We start from the raw sequence: 17,071 nt of genomic DNA on the forward strand, positions 1-17,071 counted from the left end.
GCATGAGTGCCATTGAAGTTAAGCAATTGACCAAGCAGTTCAAAGGTCAGACGGTGCTGCATGGGATCGATCTGGCGGTGGACGCCGGCGAAGTGGTGGCGATCATCGGGCCGAGCGGTTCCGGGAAAACCACCTTGTTGCGCTGCATCAACCTGCTGGAGGAGCCGGATTCCGGCACCATCCGCGTCGGCGATATCCGGATCGACGGCAGCAAGCCGCTGAGCAAACAGAAAAATCAGGTGCGCGCGCTGCGTCAGCAGGTCGGTTTCGTGTTCCAGAACTTCAACCTGTTTCCGCACCGTTCGGTGCTGGAAAACATCATTGAAGGGCCGGTTATCGTTAAAGGCGAGGCGAAAGCCAGCGCCGAACAGCGTGCTCGCGCGTTGCTGGCCAAAGTGGGCCTGAGCGGCAAAGAGGCGGCTTATCCGCGTCGGCTGTCCGGCGGGCAGCAGCAGCGGGTGGCTATCGCGCGCGCGCTGGCGATGCAGCCGGAGGTGATTTTGTTCGACGAGCCGACGTCGGCGCTCGATCCCGAGCTGGTGGGGGAAGTGCTCAATACCATGCGCTCACTGGCGGAAGAGAAACGCACCATGGTGATCGTCACCCATGAGATGAGCTTCGCTCGCGACGTGGCCGATCGGGTTATCTTTATGGATCACGGCCGCATCGTCGAACAGGGCCCGGCCAAAGCGCTGTTCGCCAATCCGCAGCATCAACGCACCCAGCAATTCCTCGACAAGTTCCGGAATCAATAAGGCGGCGGGGGCGTTTCCCCCGACCGCATTCACTCCGCTTTCAACCATTCGTTTCGCGCGGCGGCGGCGAGAAATCCGCTGCGGCTGCCGTATCCCGGATATTGCCGAACCCGAAAGTCAATGCGTCTCGTAGCGCTCTGACGCGGCTTTCAAGCAGAGTAATCCATCGTCCATGAGCGACGCCCCACCCTGTAAGGATAACAAGACGCTAACGGCCGATCGGGCTGCGGACAATAAAAAACCCTGCACGAGCGCAGGGTTTGCGTAGCGGTAAGCCCATCAGGCTGCAACGCGTGCAGCCTTGAGGATGCGTTAACCGATGGTCATCAGGCTGGCGTTACCGCCGGCGGCGGCGGTGTTGACGCTCAGGGAACGTTCGATCAGCAGGCGTTCCAACAGGATGTTGGTTTCACCGTGGGCGAAGCCCTGCACCGAGACGATGGCGCCGCCGCGCTGGGCGATCTGCTCGCACAGGGTGCGCAGCTGGTCGGCATCGCCGTGGTAGATGGCGGCGTCGAACTCGACCTTGTCCTGCTGCCAGTCTTTGCTGAAGGCGATGCGCGCCTGCACATCGTTCGGCAAGCGGCGGAACAGATTGCGTTGCAGTTCCGCTTCCGGCCACAGCGCGCAGCTGCCAACCGCCAGCACGGCGGCCAGCTGGATCAGCGCGTCGGTTTCGTTATCCGCCAGGCACAGCACGCGTTCACGCGGCAGCAGGGCATAGGTGTTGCGCTCGCCGGTCGGGCCCGGCAGCGGACGTACGGTGCCGCCCTGGCCCAGTTCCGCATAACGTTGCGCCAATGCCGCCAGTTCGCCTTGTTGGCTGGTGACCGCCCACTTCTCCAGCGATTGCAGCGCGCCCAGCAGCTGCGGCCGCGCGGTGGCTTCCATCGGGCGCTCTTCGTCCTGGCGGTGCAGCGTACGTTGCAGCGCGTCGTCCGGACGGTTGGCCAGCAGACGGTACAGGTACAGCGGGCCGCCGGCTTTCGGGCCGGTGCCCGACAGGCCTTCGCCGCCGAACGGCTGCACGCCGACCACTGCGCCGACCATGTTGCGGTTGACGTACAGGTTGCCGACCTTGGCGCGTTCGGTCACCCGGGCGATGGTTTCATCGATACGGGTGTGAATGCCCAGCGTCAGGCCATAACCGGCGGCGTTGATCTGATCGACCAGCGCGTCCAGATTGTTGCGCTGGAAGCGCACCACGTGCAGCACCGGGCCGAAGATCTCTTTCTGCAGCTCGTCGAAGCTGTCGAGCTCGATCAGCGTCGGTTTGATGAAGGTGCCGCGCGCCCACTCTTTCTCATCCTGCGCGCTGCCTTTGGCGGCCTGGTACACCTTGCGGCCTTTGGCGCGCATTGCCTGGATGTGGCGTTCGATGCCGGTTTTGGCTTCGGCGTCGATCACCGGGCCCACGTCGGTGGACAGGCGTTCCGGGTTGCCCATGCGGCATTCGGCCATCGCGCCGCGCAGCATTTGCAGCGTGTGCTCGGCCACGTCTTCCTGAATGCACAGGATACGCAGCGCGGAGCAACGCTGCCCGGCGCTGTCGAAGGCGGAGGCCACCACGTCGGTCACCACCTGTTCGGTCAGGGCGGAGGAGTCGACGATCATGGCGTTCAGGCCACCGGTTTCGGCGATCAGCGGCGTCGGACGGCCTTGCGGATCCAGACGACCGGCGATGCTGCGCTGCAGAATGCCGGCGACGTCGGTGGAGCCGGTAAACATCACGCCGCGGACGCGGGCGTCGTTAACCAGCGTTGAGCCGACGGTTTCACCCTGGCCCGGCAGCAGCTGCAGCACGCCTTGCGGAATGCCGGCTTCCAGCAGGATACGCACCGCCTGCGCGGCCACCAGCGGCGTTTGCTCGGCCGGTTTGGCCAGCACGCTGTTGCCCGCCGCCAGCGCGGCGGCGATTTGGCCGGTGAAGATCGCCAGCGGGAAGTTCCACGGGCTGATACAGACCACCGGGCCCAGCGGGCGATGGCTGTCGTTGGCGAAATCGTCGCGTACCTGGCCGGCGTAGTAGTGCAGGAAATCGACCGCTTCACGCACTTCGGCGATGGCGTTGTTGAAGGTTTTACCCGCTTCGCGCACCAGAATGCCCAGCAGGCTTTGCAGCTGGCTTTCCATCAGCTCGGCGGCGCGTTCGAGGATCGCGGCGCGCTCCGTCGGCGGTGTTGCGAACCAGATTGGGCCGGCGGCCGCGGCGGCGTCGAGCGCGCGGCTGACTTCGCCTTCGGTGGCTTCACGCACGTAGCCGACCACATCGCCCGGTTCGGCCGGGTTGATCACCGGCTGTTCGACGCCCTGATCCAACTCGGCGTCGATGATCGGTTCCGCGCGCCATGGATGGCTGGCGCTGGTGAGCAGGGCGCTGGACAGCGAAGCCAGACGCTGTTCGTTGGACAGATCCAGACCGCTGGAGTTGGTGCGCTTCTCGCCGTACAGCTCGCGCGGCAGCGGGATGCGCGGATGCGGCAGGCCAATTTGACCTTCGCTGGCCGCCAGCGCTTCCACGGCGCTGACCGGATCGGCCACCAGCTCGTCGAGTGGCAGGGTGGCGTCGGCGATGCGGTTGACGAACGAGGTATTGGCGCCGTTTTCCAGCAGGCGGCGCACCAGGTAAGCCAGCAGCGTTTCATGGGTGCCGACCGGCGCGTAGATGCGGCAAGGGCGGTTCAGTTTGCCGTCGGCCACTTTGCCCACCACCTGTTCGTAGAGCGGTTCACCCATGCCGTGCAGGCACTGGAACTCATACTGGCCAGGGTAGTAATTGTTGCCGGCCAGGTGATAAATGGCGCTCAGCGTATGGGCGTTGTGGGTCGCGAACTGCGGATAGATCAGGTTCGGCACCGACAGCAGCTTGCGGGCGCAGGCCAGATAGGAAACGTCGGTGTACACCTTGCGGGTGTATACCGGGTAGCCTTCCAGGCCGTCCATCTGGGCGCGTTTGATTTCGCTGTCCCAGTAGGCGCCTTTCACCAGACGTATCATCAGGCGACGGCGGCTGCGTTGCGCCATGTCGATCACAGCGTCGATGGCGAACGGACAGCGTTTCTGGTAGGCCTGAATCACGAAGCCGATGCCGTTCCAGCCGGCCAACTGCGGTTCGAAGCACAGCTTCTCGAGCAGATCGAGCGAGATCTCCAGACGGTCGGCCTCTTCGGCGTCGATATTGATGCCGATATCGTACTGGCGTGCCTGTAGGGTCAGCGACAGCAGGCGCGGGTAAAGCTCTTCCATCACGCGTTCGTACTGCGCGCGGCTGTAGCGCGGGTGCAGGGCGGACAGCTTGATGGAGATGCCGGGGCCTTCATAGATGCCGCGGCCGTTGGAGGCTTTGCCGATGGCGTGGATAGCCTGCTGATAGGAAACCAGGTAGGCCTGGGCGTCGGCTTCGGTCAGGGCGGCTTCCCCCAGCATGTCGTAGGAGTAGCGGAAGCCTTTTTCTTCCAGCTTGCGCGCGTTGGCCAGCGCCTCGGCGATGGTTTCGCCGGTCACGAACTGTTCGCCCATCAGGCGCATCGCCATGTCCACGCCTTTGCGGATCAGCGGCTCGCCGCTCTTGCTGATAATGCGGTTCAGCGAGCGGGACAGATTGGCTTCGTTATGGGTCGACACCAGCTTGCCGGTGAACAGCAGGCCCCAGGTGGCGGCGTTGACGAACAGCGACGGGCTGCGCCCCAGGTGCGAGTGCCAGTTGCCGTTGCTGATCTTGTCGCGGATCAGGGCATCGCGGGTCGGTTTGTCCGGAATGCGCAGCAGCGCTTCCGCCAGGCACATCAGCGCTACGCCTTCCTGCGAGGAGAGGGAGAACTCTTGCAGCAGGCCTTGCACCATGCCGGCGCGGCCGTTTGCACTTTTTTGGTTACGCAACTTCTCGGCGATGCCATAGGCCATTTTATGAGTAGCCTGTGCAAGATCGGCGGGTAATCGCGCCTGTTCGAGCAACATCGGCACCGCTTCGGTCTCCGGGCGGCGATACGCGGCGGTGATGGCGGCGCGGGTCACCGACTGCGGCAGAATTTGTTCGGCGAAATCGAGGAATGGCTGGTGTGACTCTTCCTGCGCTTGCGGCATAATGTCGTCCGCTTCAGGCTGGCCCGCTGCGGCCAGCGCTGGAATTTCAGGAATATCGGTACCGCTCTCGAGACGCTCGAGGTAATTAAAGATGGCCTGCTTGATGAGCCAGTGCGGCGTGCGATCGATGCGCTGCGCGGCGCTCTTGATCCGGTCGCGTGTTGCCTCGTCGAGTTTCACGCCCATTGTGGTAGTGCCCATGCCTGTCCAACTCCTGTGTTTAGAACCTATCCCATCAGGCTAGACAAACAGCAGGCCGGAAAGCCTGTTGGGATAGGTTCGTGAGATGTGTGGTGTCAAGAATGCAGACAATATCCTGCATGTTGCAACTTTGTGCAACCTTGTTAAATCAGGCGGATGAGCGAAGTGTGAGTTTCATCGATTTTTTAACACGGGCAGTTGGCACGAATGTTGCGTTATTGAGCGAACGCGGCGGGGTTAATGATGCCGCAGGCGCTTTACCTTGCGGTATATAAGGGTAATAGCAGGGTGCAACTCATTTTGCTTGTCGTGAGTGCAACCTTTGAGCCCGGTAAATGTGACGCAGGGTAAACTTTGTGTAACTTTGTTGTTAAATATCTTGTTGGTTGATGAAAGGCTCATCTAGGATAACCGACGGTCAACAATTACGGGCAGAAACTATTTTACCTGCACTTGCTCGCAGGCTGCGCCACGTTCCGGCGCGGCGGCCAGTGAAATGCATTGCGCGTGGGTTTACCGGCGCCGGCTTGGCCGGAGCGAAACGCGAATAATAATGAAAGTGGAGAATTAAATGACAATGAGCACACCTATGCTGGTGACCTTCCTGGTATACATTTTCGGGATGGTGCTGATCGGCCTGCTTGCCTACCGGGCAACCAATAACTTTGATGACTATATTCTCGGCGGCCGCAGTCTGGGCAGCGTGGTGACCGCGCTGTCCGCCGGCGCTTCCGACATGAGCGGCTGGCTGCTGATGGGCCTGCCAGGCGCCATCTTCCTCTCCGGCATCTCCGAAAGCTGGATCGCCATCGGCCTGACCATCGGCGCTTACCTGAACTGGAAGCTGGTGGCAGGAAGGCTGCGCGTGCATACCGAAGCCAACAACAATGCCCTGACGCTGCCGGATTATTTCACCAGCCGTTTTGAAGACAACAGCAAGCTGCTGCGGGTGATCTCGGCCATCGTCATCCTGGTGTTCTTCACCATTTACTGCGCCTCCGGCATCGTGGCCGGCGCGCGTCTGTTCGAAAGTACCTTCGGCATGAGCTACGAAACCGCCCTGTGGGCCGGCGCCGCGGCGACCATCCTGTATACCTTCATCGGCGGTTTCCTGGCGGTGAGCTGGACCGACACCGTGCAGGCCAGCCTGATGATTTTCGCGCTGATCCTGACCCCGGTGATCGTGATCTTCGCCGTCGGCGGCATCGATACCTCGATGCTGGTGATCCAGGCGCAGAACCCGGCCAACCTCGACATGCTGAAGGGGCTGAACTTCGTCGCCATCCTGTCGCTGCTGGGTTGGGGCCTGGGCTACTTCGGCCAGCCGCACATCCTGGCGCGTTTCATGGCGGCGGATTCTCACCGCACCATCCGCAGCGCGCGCCGCATCAGCATGACCTGGATGATCCTGTGCCTGGCCGGCACCATCGCCGTCGGTTTCTTCGGTATCGCTTACTTTGCCAATAACCCGGATCAGGCCGGCAACGTGTCGCAAAACGGCGAGCGCGTGTTCATCGAACTGGCGATGCTGCTGTTCAACCCATGGGTGGCGGGCGTGCTGCTGTCGGCGATTTTGGCGGCGGTTATGAGTACCCTGAGCTGCCAACTGCTGGTCTGTTCCAGCGCAATCACCGAAGACCTGTACAAAGCGTTCCTGCGCAAAGGCGCCAGCCAGCGTGAACTGGTGTGGGTCGGCCGCGTCATGGTGCTGGTGGTGGCGTTGGTCGCCATCGCGCTGGCGGCCAACCCGGAGAACCGCGTGCTGGGCCTGGTGAGCTACGCCTGGGCCGGTTTCGGCGCCGCCTTCGGCCCGGTAGTGCTGATCTCGGTGATGTGGTCGCGCATGACCCGCAACGGCGCGCTGGCCGGCATGTTGGTCGGCGCGGTGACGGTGATCGTCTGGAAACAGTACGAATGGCTGGGCCTGTACGAAATCATCCCGGGCTTCATCCTGGGCTGTCTGGCCATTGTGGTGGTGAGCCTGATGGGCCGCCAGCCGTCTTCCACCATGACCGAACGTTTCGATCAGGCGGAAGCCGAGTACAAAACGGTATAACGCCGTTCACTGTCAGTCAGCAAGGGGCGCTCAGAGCGCCCCTTCTTTTTGCCTGTTCGCCACTGTCATTCAGCTGTAACACCTGGCGACATTTGATTAGAAAAAATCACGCTTGCGCCTCTTGTATTTCTTTTTGGCAGAATGATAATCACTCTCGTTGTATTTTACGTTTCTTTACATACTCGCCGCGGCTCATTGCGAGCCGGTTTTCTCTGCCGCCGCGGTCTTTTCAGGGGTGATTAGTTATGTTCGTTCCCTTTCTTATCATGTTCCGTGAGGGGCTGGAGGCCGCGCTGATCGTCAGCCTGATCGCCAGCTACCTGAAGCGCACGCAGCGCAGCCAATGGCTGGGCGCGGTGTGGATCGGCGTGATTGTCGCGGCGGCGCTGTGTCTGGCGCTCGGCATCTTCATCAATGAGACCACCGGCGAGTTCCCGCAGAAACAGCAGGAGCTGTTCGAAGGCATCGTGGCGGTGGTGGCGGTGCTGATCCTCACCTATATGGTGTTCTGGATGCGCAAAGTCTCCAGGTCGGTCAAGGTACATCTGGAAGGGGCGATCGATCAGGCGCTCAGCGCCGGTAAAGGGCAGGGGTGGGCGCTGGTGGCGATGGTGTTCTTCGCCGTCGCTCGCGAAGGGTTGGAGTCGGTATTCTTCCTGCTGGCGGCGTTTCAGCAAGACGTGGGCGCCGCAGCGCCGATCGGTGCGGTGCTCGGCCTGGTCGCCGCCATTGTGCTGGGCATGATGATTTACTGGGGCGGGGTGAAGCTGCATCTGGCCAAATTCTTCAAATGGACCAGCCTGTTCATTCTGTTCGTCGCCGCCGGGCTGGCCGCCGGGGCGATCCGCGCCTTCCACGAAGCCGGTCTGTGGAACCACTTTCAGGACATCGCCTTCGATTTCAGCAGCACCCTGTCGACCCATTCGCTGTTCGGCACCCTGCTGGAAGGCATCCTCGGTTATCAGGAAGCGCCGACGGTCAGCGAAGTGGCGGTCTACTTCCTGTATTTGATCCCGGCGCTGATTTTCTTCTTTCTGCCGCAGCGCGCGGAGCCGGCAGCGGCCCCGGCGCAACGTAAAATCAATCATTAATGTTTAATAGGGAATCTCGTATGTCTACTCCGTTATTTCGCCGCAAGGCGTTGCACGCAGCATTACTGGCTATCCCGGCGTTTGCGCTGAGCATCGACGCCTTGGCGGCGGACGTGCCGCAGGTCAAGGTCACGGTCAACGACAAGCAGTGCGAACCGATGCAGCTGACGGTGCCGGCCGGCAAGACGCAGTTTGTGGTGCACAACACCAGCCAGAAAAACGTCGAATGGGAAATCCTGAAAGGGGTGATGGTGGTGGAAGAGCGTGAGAACATCGCGCCGGGCTTTACCCAGAAAATGACCGCCACGCTGGAGGCGGGCGAATATGACATGACCTGCGGGCTGCTCAGCAACCCGAAAGGCAAACTGACTGTCACCGCAGCGGCCAACGGCGCCACCGACGGCAAGCCGAACGCGCTGGACCTGGTCGGCCCGATTGCCGAATACAAGGTTTACGTCACCAAAGAAGTCGATGGGTTGGTGAAACAGACCAAGCTGTTTACCGACGCGGTGAAGGCCGGCAACGTGGAACAAGCGCGCAAGCTGTATGCGCCGACCCGCCAGCACTATGAGCGCATCGAGCCGATCGCCGAGCTGTTCTCCGATCTGGACGGCAGCATCGACGCCCGCGAAGACGACTACGAGAAGAAATCGGCGGATCCGAACTTCACCGGTTTCCACCGTCTGGAGAAGGCGCTGTTTGCCGACAACTCAACCAAAGACATGGGTAAATATGCCGATCGTCTGTATCACGACACCGTAGAACTGCAAAAGCGCGTGAGTGAACTGACCTTCCCGCCGAGCAAAGTGGTGGGCGGCGCCGCCGGGCTGATCGAAGAGGTGGCGGCCAGCAAAATCAGCGGTGAAGAAGACCGCTACAGCCGCACCGATTTGTGGGATTTCCAGGCCAACGTCGACGGCGCGCAGAAGATAGTCAACCTGCTGCGTCCTTTGCTGGTCAAGGCCAATAAGCCGCTGCTGGACAAGATCGACGCCAACTTCAAAACCGTGGACACCATCTTGGCGAAGTACCAAACCAAAGACGGCTATGAGTCCTATGAGAAGCTGACCGATGCCGATCGCAATGCGTTGAAAGGGCCGATCACCACGTTGGCGGAAGATCTTTCCCAACTGCGCGGCGTATTGGGTCTGGACTGAGGCATACGGTTATGAGCAACAAGGCAGGCCCGAATAACGGGCCGCATCCGCACTCTCAGGGAGCGGCGTCGCCTTCGCGGCGCCGTTTGCTGCAAGGGCTGGGGCTGGGCGCGCTGGCGTTGGGCGGCAGCCGCCTGGCGCAGGCGGCTGGTAACGCGGCGGAGCCGTTGGCGACGCCGCAGGATGAGCGCTGGCAGAAACAGCCGTTTTATGGCCGCCATCAGGCCGGCGTGCTGACGCCGCAACAGGCGGCGATGATGCTGGTGGCGTTCGATGTGCTGGCGACCAGCAAAGCGGATCTGGAGCGCCTGTTCCGGCTGCTGACCGATCGCATCGCCTTCCTGACCCACGGCGGCAAGGCGCCGGAGGTGGACGCCAAGCTGCCGCCGCTCGATTCCGGCATCATGGGGCCGGAGATTTACCCGGACAACCTGACCATCACCGTCTCGGTCGGCGCATCGCTGTTTGATGAACGTTTTGGTCTGCAGGCGCACAAACCGCTGCGGTTGCAGAAGATGACGCGCTTCCCCAACGATGCGTTGGACGCCGCGCTTTGCCACGGCGACCTGCTGCTGCAGATCTGCGCCAACACCAACGAAACCGCTCTCCACGCGCTGCGCGACATCATTAAGCATTCGCCGGATCTGCTCAGCGTGCGCTGGAAGCGGGAAGGGTTCATCTCCGCGCACGCGGCGCGCAGCAAAGGCAAAGAGACGCCGATCAACCTGTTGGGGTTCAAAGACGGCACCGCTAACCCGAAAACCGACGACAAGCCGCTGATGGATAAAGTGGTGTGGGTCGGCGACAGCGTCGGTGAACCGGCGTGGACGGCGGGCGGCAGCTATCAGGCGGCGCGTATTATTCGTTTCCGCGTCGAGTTTTGGGATCGCACGCCGCTGCAGGAGCAGGAAACCATTTTCGGCCGCGAGAAGCACAGCGGCGCGCCGCTGGGCATGAAGCATGAACATGACGAGCCGAATTACGCGAACGATCCCGACGGCAAGGTGATCCCGATGGACGCGCACATTCGCTTGGCTAACCCACGCACGCCGGAAAGCCAAAGCAATCTGATGCTGCGACGCGGCTACAGCTATTCACTGGGGGTATCCAATGCCGGCCAGCTGGAAATGGGGCTGCTGTTCGTCTGCTATCAGGCCGATCTGGAGAAAGGTTTCCTGACGGTGCAAAAAAGGCTGAACGGCGAAGCGCTGGAGGAATACATCAAGCCGATTGGCGGCGGGTATTTCTTCGTGCTGCCGGGCGTGAAAGAACGCGGCGATTATTTGGCCAGCGGTTTGCTCAAGGCCTGAGCGCGCAATGACGAGGCGGGCTCGCCTGCCTCGTTTTACTTTGTGTTGCCTGCCGTACGGAAGATTGAGCGTCGAAAGTCAATTCGACACCTGGCCTATGGATTAAAAAGCACACACCGCCCGCGTTTTTGGGCTGTGCAAAATTTAATCAGGAAACCAAAGTGTCATTCGCGGTTTTTAATTGTAATTCGTTGAAATTTATATGTTAAAAATTTTTATGGAATGACGTGTCGCGCGTGATATAGTGTTTTAGCGATAACTAAAAACAAAACATATAAAATTTTTTTACATTTTAGTAACGCGACAGGATTGAATGTCATTATACTGTAATCATCTGGCGGTAGTTTTCACACGGTGCACAGCTTGAAGCTGTAAATATCACTGCGGGGATCGCTAATGGTAAAGTCCTTGGTTGGGCTGGAAAGAAAAAATAACACATCTCCCCTGATTTCTCGTTGTAACGAGGGTTCTCTCTCCGACTCTCTTTTACCGGCAACTCCGCACTCTTATCGCTACCGAATCTCACCACTTTTTACTCCACGTTTATTGATGCAGTCCGCGTTGTCCCGTGAAGCAACGGCGCTTAAGCGTTGCCGTCAATTCACATTGTCCCTTGGCTCTTATTGGCTCGGAGGAGGCCAAAACCTAATACGTGTGTGAAACATAATCGCACGGCCTGGCCGTTGCGGTAGGTGAAACAAACTGTAAGGTGCCACTATGGGTAGACAGAAAGCAGTGATCAAAGCACGTCGTGAAGCGAAACGCGTTATTCGTCGTGACGCTCGTAGTCATCGCCAGCTGGAAGAAGAGTCTGTGACCTCGCTGGTGCAAATGGGGGGAGTCGAGTCTATCGGCATGGCGCGAGACAAGCGCGATAGCTCACCCATCGAGGCTAGAACCGAAGCTCAGGGTCATTACTTATCAGCCATAGAGAATAAGCAGCTGATCTTCGCCACCGGCGAAGCCGGCTGTGGCAAAACATTTATCAGCGCCGCCAAGGCGGCGGAGGCGCTGATCCATAAAGAGGTGGATCGGATTATCGTTACCCGTCCTGTTTTGCAGGCGGATGAAGACCTCGGTTTCTTGCCGGGGGATATCTCCGAGAAGTTCGCCCCTTATTTCCGCCCGGTGTATGACATTCTGGTACGTCGTTTAGGATCTTCCTTTATGCAGTACTGCCTGCGCCCGGAAATCGGCAAGGTGGAGATTGCGCCGTTCGCTTATATGCGCGGACGCACCTTCGAAAATGCGGTCGTTATCCTGGATGAAGCCCAGAACGTGACCGCCAGCCAGATGAAAATGTTCCTGACCCGCCTGGGGGAAAACGTGACGGTTATCGTTAACGGCGACGTGACCCAGTGCGACTTGCCGCGCGGCGTGAAATCCGGTCTCAGCGATGCCCTGGAGCGCTTCGAAGAGGACGAGATGATCGGCGTTATCCGCTTTGAAAAACAGGACTGCGTACGCTCCGCTTTGTGCCAGCGCACGCTCAACGCTTACAGTTAACCTATCCGCTAATGGAAAGGCCGCTTCGGCGGCCTTTTTTATCACCCCCCATTTCCGCTCTCGTTTCCGCTCTCGTTTAACCTTTGTGTAAATTATTGTGGTTTTCTGTATAGATTTTCGTTGAGTTAGCGTTAATGATTAATGGGTTCCAGATTGGCGCGCAGTTTGCCTGCGCCGCCAAAAGGACATTTTCTGGGGTGTGCGCCGCGCGGCGCATTGAGTGTGGGTTCCTTGCTGCGATTCAAACATGAAATACATCATTCTGATTTTGCTTATTTTATGCGTCGTCTATGTGCATTACCGCGGACGGGTGCGCTACAACGTTTGGCGGCAGCTGTCTGACCATTCCACCTTTACCGCACCGCTGAACGTCTTCATGTATCTGTTTTCTCGTGTGCCGACTACGCCGTACCTGAAGCCGGAGCAGTTCCCTGAGCTGGCGGTACTGCGGGAGAACTGGGAAACCATCCGCGACGAAGGACAGAAGCTGATGGAGATCCAGCAGATCAAAGCGTCCGATCAATTCAACGATGCCGGTTTCAACTCGTTCTTCAAGACCGGTTGGAAGCGCTTTTACCTGAAATGGTATGAAGACAGCCATCCTTCCGCCATGACCCTGTGCCCGCAGACCACGGAACTGCTGCGCAGCCTGCCTTCGGTCAAGGCGGCGATGTTCGCCGAACTGCCGGACGGCAGCCGTTTGCCGCGCCACCGCGATCCTTACGCCGGTTCGCTGCGTTATCACCTGGGGTTGATTACCCCCAACGATGACCGCTGCTTCATTGAGGTGGACGGTGAGCGCTACAGCTGGCGCGACGGTGAAGGGGTGATGTTCGATGAAACCTATCTGCACTACGCGGAAAACCAGAGCGGGCAGAATCGTCTGATCCTGTTCTGCGACATCGAACGGCCGATGCGCTACCGCTGGGCGCAGGCGGTGAATCACTGGCTGGGGCGCAACCTGATGAGCGCCGCCACCGCGCCGAATGAAGAGGGCGATCGCACCGGCGGCGTCAACAAGATGTTCAAATACATCTATGCGATACGCCGGGTGGGGAAACGCCTGAAGGCCTGGAACCGCACCGGTTATTACATCATCAAGTGGATTTTGTTCGGGGGGATCGCCGCGGCGATATTCTTCTCGGTATAACGAAGGCAGGGGCGCACAGAGTGCGCCCCTTTTTGATCAGGCGAAGATAGTCATCATGTAGGCGGCGAACAGCGCCAGGTGGGCGGTGCCGTTCAGCACGTTGGTGCGGCCGGTTGAGAACGACAGCTGGCACAGCAGCAACACCGTCAACATCACCACGATATGCGGCGTTTGCAGGCCGAAGATCAGCGTCTGCCCGGTCAGAGTAGCGATGATGGTCACCGCCGGCACCGTCAGGGAGATGGTCGCCAGCACCGAACCGAAGAACAGGTTCATGGCGCGTTGCACCTGATTGTTCAACACGGCGCGCAGCGCGCCCAGGCCTTCCGGCGACAGGATCAACAGCGCCACCAGGAAACCGGTGAACTGCGCCGGTGCATTCATCTTGGTTAGCAGGCCTTCCAGCGGATTGGCGTTGAACTTGGTGACGGCGATAACCGCGATCAGGTGCACGATGAGCCAGGCGGCGTGCCAGGCGCTGCTGTGGGAAGAGGGTTTGCCGTGGTGCGGGTCGCCATCGTCGTCTTCATGCTCGTACACGAACAGGCTCTGGTGGGTTTTGGTCTGGATCACCAGGAACACGCCATACATGGCGGCGGAGATCAACGCCACCAGCAGCGCTTGCCCGGTGCTGAAGTTGCCGCCTGGCAGCGCGCTCGGGAACACCAGCACGATCACCGCCAGCGGGAAAATCGCCATCAGATACTGTTTGATGCCGCCCAGGTTGACGTACTGGGTGGCGAACTTGCGCCCGCCGAGCAGCAGCGCAAAGCCGACCAGGCCGGCGGAAACGATCATGATGATGGAGTACAGCGTGTCGCGCATCAGCGCCGGCGCGGCGTCGCCGGTGGCCATCAGCGCGGAAATCAGGCTGACTTCGAGGATCACGACGGACAAACTGAGGATCAGCGAGCCGTAGGGTTCGCCCAATCGGTGAGCCAGCACGTCGGCGTGGCGCACCACGCTGAAGGCGCTGCTGAGGATCCCCACCAGCGCGAGAATATTGATGCCGACGATCAGCAGAAAGTTATCGGTGCTGCCCCATAGATTTAACACCACCAGCGCGGCGATAGGGAAGATCAGCGAGTATTCGGTGTGGCGAGATTTGGTGGATCGGCCAGGATCGTGTTGCGACTTCATGAGGGTGGCACTCCTTCTCAAACAGCGTAGCCCGTCAGCGCCGGTCGCCGTGATACGGCAACGTTGCGTTTCCAGTAGGTATTTTATATTAGGATACACCCGCGGCGCCGGTGTGATGTTGTTTTATCTGAGAAAGCAATTGCTTGCTTATGTGATCAGGGTAACAAAAAAACCGCACGGGGTGCGGTTTTATTTACTTACTTTTACGCAATAACGCCAATTTTTAGCGTTAGATTTGAGAAAAGTCGTGTTTACTTGTTTAGCTCGTGGTTAATCAAGGAAAATGAGACCGTCAGTCGTCAATGTTGTCCATGATTTCATGCCGTTTATTGTGGTAACCCTCTTCATTTAGCCCCTCACGCCAGTAAGGCACGGCATAAAGACGATTACGATCGCATTGACGTTCGCGACGCAGGTAGCGGCGCAGCTCTACCACCAGGCGATCTTCACCGGCGAGCCAGAAGTGGCTTTCGCCCTGCGGCAGGGACTGCGCGCGGAACCGAGCGACCAACTCGTCGGTCTTCTCCGTGCCGCCGACGACCCAATTGACCTCAACGTCGGCGGGTTTCTTCAGGTCAATGACGTCAGCGTTGCTGTCGACGCGGACGAAAGCGCGTCCGGCACTGTGTGGCGGCAGGTTTTCCAGCAGTGCGGCCAGCGCAGGCAGTGAGGAAGGATCGCCCGCCAGGCAGTAGAAGTCGGCGGCCGGCAGCATCGGCTTGGGGCCGCCCGGGTTGCTGATGCCGATTTTATCACCGGCTTTCGCCTGGCGTGCAAAGTCCACCGCCGGGCCCTGATGATCATGAATGGCGAACTCGATGTCCACTTCCGCCAGTTCCGGACGCACGGCGCGGATGGAATAGGTGCGCACGATCGGGCGCACGGCGTCCGCAGCCCAACGCGGGCCGTTTTCGGTCAGCGTCGGCAGGTCCGGCTGCGTCTGGCCGGCGAGCGGCAAAAAGACTTTGATGTGTGCAGCGGCGGCATTGGCCGGGTAGTAACGCAGATCGGGAGCGGTAAAGGTAATGCGGCGCAGGTGCGGCGTCATGTCCTGTACGCGGCTGACGGCGATCAGGTAGGGGGCGCGTGAGCGAGGGGCTTCGGTAGTCACGGGATTCTCCTTATAGTTCGTTTGGCGGTGAGTATAACATGTCGTTTGATAATGAGAATTGTTTGCTAATTGAGACGAAACCGCATGTGGGCTAGGCTTAAGGTTCACTCATCCTGAAAGGGGAGGCCATATGCCCTACCACAGCACGAACGACTTGCCGGACAACGTTAAGCATGTGCTGCCGGAACATGCGCAGGCGATCTATAAAGAAGCGTTCAACAGCGCCTGGCAACAATACCGGGATCCCGATGAGCGGCGCGGTGACGACAGCCGGGAAGAGACGGCGCATAAGGTGGCCTGGGCGGCGGTCAAGCAAAGCTATCGCAAGGGCGACGACGAACGCTGGCATAAAAAGTAATGAATTATCACGCAGTAAAATCGCGCAGACATTATGTGGAACCCGGCAATTAATATTATTGCTGCTCAGTACAAATACTTTTTCACTTTAACGCCGCTTTGTAACTTGATTGCACGTCAGGAAAAGAATAAGGTCATTCTTATAAGGCGCGGTGATTGAATTAATAAAAATCCGCAGCCGAAAATAAAACATCAAAGGTTCAGCAGTGGCGAGGGAAGGCGAGAAATCGTATTCCCGGGAGGTAATATCAGTGTTAACGCGAGATTTTCTGCAAAAAGCGGATTGCAAAACTGCATTCGGCGCTATTGAGGAGTCGTTGTTGCTGACGCCTGAACAGCGTGCAGCCTCGTTGGATTGCACCTTATCGCGCCGGCCGGATCACAGCCCCGTATGGATATTCGGTTACGGTTCGCTGATGTGGAATCCAGTTTTCGAATCGGAAGAAGTGCGGCCGGCCACGCTGCAGGGCTGGCACCGGGCGTTCTGCATGCGCTTGACCGCCGGGCGCGGCACGCTGCATCAGCCGGGGCGCATGCTGGCGTTAAAAGCCGGCGGCCACACCACGGGCCTGGCGTTTCGTTTGCCGGAAAGCAAGTTGCGTGAAGAGTTGGAGCTGCTTTGGAAGCGCGAAATGGTGACCGATTGCTACGTGCCCACCTGGTGCGAGCTGCAGTTGGATGGCGGCGAGAAGGTTACTGCGTTGGTGTTCGTGATGAACCCGCAACATCCGCTGTTTGAAGAAGACACCAGCTACCAGGTGATCGCGCCATTGATCGCCAGCGCCAGCGGCCCGCTGGGCACCAACGCGCAATATCTGTTTGCGCTGGATAACGAGTTGAAGCACCACGGCATGCAGGATGATTGCATCGGCGATCTGGTGCGCTGTGTACAGCAGTGGCTGCAGCAGAACCGCACCGGCGGCATCGGCAGCGAGGCCACCGCCTGAGGCTGCTGCGGGAATACGAACGGTGAGGGGCTCAGCATGCTGAGCCCTTTTTTATATCTAATGCCTATATTTAATAACTTAATTTCCACAGTGATTTAAGGCATGCTTTTATTGTGGTTATCTATCCCGTTATTTTTAAAGTCATTAGCTGTTTTTTGTCAGTTTCCCACCCCACCTGCGAAGCAGAATGATCGACTTAGTATTAAA

Annotated in this window: 12 protein-coding genes and 1 pseudogene; 9 read left to right on the top strand and 4 right to left on the bottom strand. The window is 59.2% G+C overall.

What is annotated here, in order from left to right; genetic code table 11:
- Positions 1–2 precede the first annotated feature (2 nt).
- On the top strand, positions 3–755 hold the full coding sequence (gene tcyN, locus ACJ8M3_RS03320; protein WP_033643496.1) for an L-cystine ABC transporter ATP-binding protein TcyN: 753 nt from the start codon (positions 3–5) through the stop codon (positions 753–755).
- Positions 756–784: 29 nt separating this feature from the next.
- Here tcyN and ACJ8M3_RS03325 read toward each other — a convergent pair.
- Positions 785–880: pseudogene (locus tag ACJ8M3_RS03325) on the bottom strand (type II toxin-antitoxin system HicB family antitoxin); the annotation flags it as partial.
- Positions 881–1,067: 187 nt separating this feature from the next.
- A complete protein-coding gene (gene putA, locus ACJ8M3_RS03330; protein ID WP_046896608.1) occupies positions 1,068–5,039 on the bottom strand; it encodes a trifunctional transcriptional regulator/proline dehydrogenase/L-glutamate gamma-semialdehyde dehydrogenase in 3,972 nt (1,323 codons plus the stop codon).
- A gap of 571 nt (positions 5,040–5,610) precedes the next feature.
- On the opposite strand from putA, the gene putP reads away from it, so the two are divergent.
- The 6 genes from putP to lpxO all read left to right on the top strand — a co-directional run bounded on the left by putP (position 5,611) and on the right by lpxO (position 13,309).
- Positions 5,611–7,095, top strand: a complete 1,485-nt coding sequence (putP, locus tag ACJ8M3_RS03335; RefSeq protein ID WP_033643494.1) for a sodium/proline symporter PutP — start codon at positions 5,611–5,613, stop codon at positions 7,093–7,095.
- Between the two features lie 245 nt (positions 7,096–7,340).
- Complete coding sequence (efeU, locus tag ACJ8M3_RS03340; protein WP_033643493.1) at positions 7,341–8,186, top strand: iron uptake transporter permease EfeU; 846 nt, start codon at positions 7,341–7,343, stop codon at positions 8,184–8,186.
- Positions 8,187–8,206: 20 nt separating this feature from the next.
- Positions 8,207–9,343, top strand: a complete 1,137-nt coding sequence (gene efeO / locus ACJ8M3_RS03345; protein WP_033643491.1) for an iron uptake system protein EfeO — start codon at positions 8,207–8,209, stop codon at positions 9,341–9,343.
- An 11-nt stretch (positions 9,344–9,354) separates the two neighbouring features.
- Entirely contained in the window at positions 9,355–10,653 is a 1,299-nt protein-coding gene (gene efeB, locus ACJ8M3_RS03350; RefSeq protein WP_042784800.1) for an iron uptake transporter deferrochelatase/peroxidase subunit, read from the top strand.
- Between the two features lie 717 nt (positions 10,654–11,370).
- Positions 11,371–12,159 carry a phosphate starvation-inducible protein PhoH gene (gene phoH, locus ACJ8M3_RS03355; RefSeq protein ID WP_015378226.1) on the top strand — a complete coding sequence of 263 codons (789 nt, stop codon included), beginning with the start codon at positions 11,371–11,373 and terminating at the stop codon, positions 12,157–12,159.
- Between the two features lie 247 nt (positions 12,160–12,406).
- Positions 12,407–13,309, top strand: a complete 903-nt coding sequence (gene lpxO, locus ACJ8M3_RS03360; RefSeq protein ID WP_025303230.1) for a lipid A hydroxylase LpxO — start codon at positions 12,407–12,409, stop codon at positions 13,307–13,309.
- A 36-nt stretch (positions 13,310–13,345) separates the two neighbouring features.
- On the opposite strand, the gene chaA is transcribed toward lpxO, so the two are convergent.
- Together chaA and ACJ8M3_RS03370 are read right to left on the bottom strand one after the other, a co-directional pair.
- Positions 13,346–14,449 carry a sodium-potassium/proton antiporter ChaA gene (chaA, locus tag ACJ8M3_RS03365; RefSeq protein ID WP_046687290.1) on the bottom strand — a complete coding sequence of 368 codons (1,104 nt, stop codon included), beginning with the start codon at positions 14,447–14,449 and terminating at the stop codon, positions 13,346–13,348.
- Between the two features lie 292 nt (positions 14,450–14,741).
- A complete protein-coding gene (locus ACJ8M3_RS03370; protein WP_033643460.1) occupies positions 14,742–15,560 on the bottom strand; it encodes a siderophore-interacting protein in 819 nt (272 codons plus the stop codon).
- Between the two features lie 130 nt (positions 15,561–15,690).
- On the opposite strand from ACJ8M3_RS03370, the gene chaB reads away from it, so the two are divergent.
- Together chaB and ACJ8M3_RS03380 are read left to right on the top strand one after the other, a co-directional pair.
- On the top strand, positions 15,691–15,918 hold the full coding sequence (gene chaB, locus ACJ8M3_RS03375; RefSeq protein ID WP_033643458.1) for a putative cation transport regulator ChaB: 228 nt from the start codon (positions 15,691–15,693) through the stop codon (positions 15,916–15,918).
- 250 nt (positions 15,919–16,168) lie between these two features.
- Entirely contained in the window at positions 16,169–16,864 is a 696-nt protein-coding gene (locus tag ACJ8M3_RS03380) for a gamma-glutamylcyclotransferase (protein WP_033643457.1), read from the top strand.
- Positions 16,865–17,071 lie beyond the last annotated feature (207 nt).

Origin of the sequence: Serratia sp. CY55921, from assembly GCF_052167655.1 — a bacterium.
Classification (GTDB): domain Bacteria; phylum Pseudomonadota; class Gammaproteobacteria; order Enterobacterales; family Enterobacteriaceae; genus Serratia; species Serratia ureilytica.

Bases quoted from the DNA above. Each gene is read 5' to 3' on its own strand.
- efeU (WP_033643493.1), top strand. From the start codon at position 7,341: ATGTTCGTTCCCTTTCTTATCATGTTCCGTGAGGGGCTGGAGGCCGCG.
- tcyN (WP_033643496.1), top strand. From the start codon at position 3: ATGAGTGCCATTGAAGTTAAGCAATTGACCAAGCAGTTCAAAGGTCAG.
- chaB (WP_033643458.1), top strand. From the start codon at position 15,691: ATGCCCTACCACAGCACGAACGACTTGCCGGACAACGTTAAGCATGTG.
- phoH (WP_015378226.1), top strand. From the start codon at position 11,371: ATGGGTAGACAGAAAGCAGTGATCAAAGCACGTCGTGAAGCGAAACGC.
- putA (WP_046896608.1), bottom strand. From the start codon at position 5,039: ATGGGCACTACCACAATGGGCGTGAAACTCGACGAGGCAACACGCGAC.
- lpxO (WP_025303230.1), top strand. From the start codon at position 12,407: ATGAAATACATCATTCTGATTTTGCTTATTTTATGCGTCGTCTATGTG.
- efeB (WP_042784800.1), top strand. From the start codon at position 9,355: ATGAGCAACAAGGCAGGCCCGAATAACGGGCCGCATCCGCACTCTCAG.
- efeO (WP_033643491.1), top strand. From the start codon at position 8,207: ATGTCTACTCCGTTATTTCGCCGCAAGGCGTTGCACGCAGCATTACTG.
- putP (WP_033643494.1), top strand. From the start codon at position 5,611: ATGACAATGAGCACACCTATGCTGGTGACCTTCCTGGTATACATTTTC.
- chaA (WP_046687290.1), bottom strand. From the start codon at position 14,449: ATGAAGTCGCAACACGATCCTGGCCGATCCACCAAATCTCGCCACACC.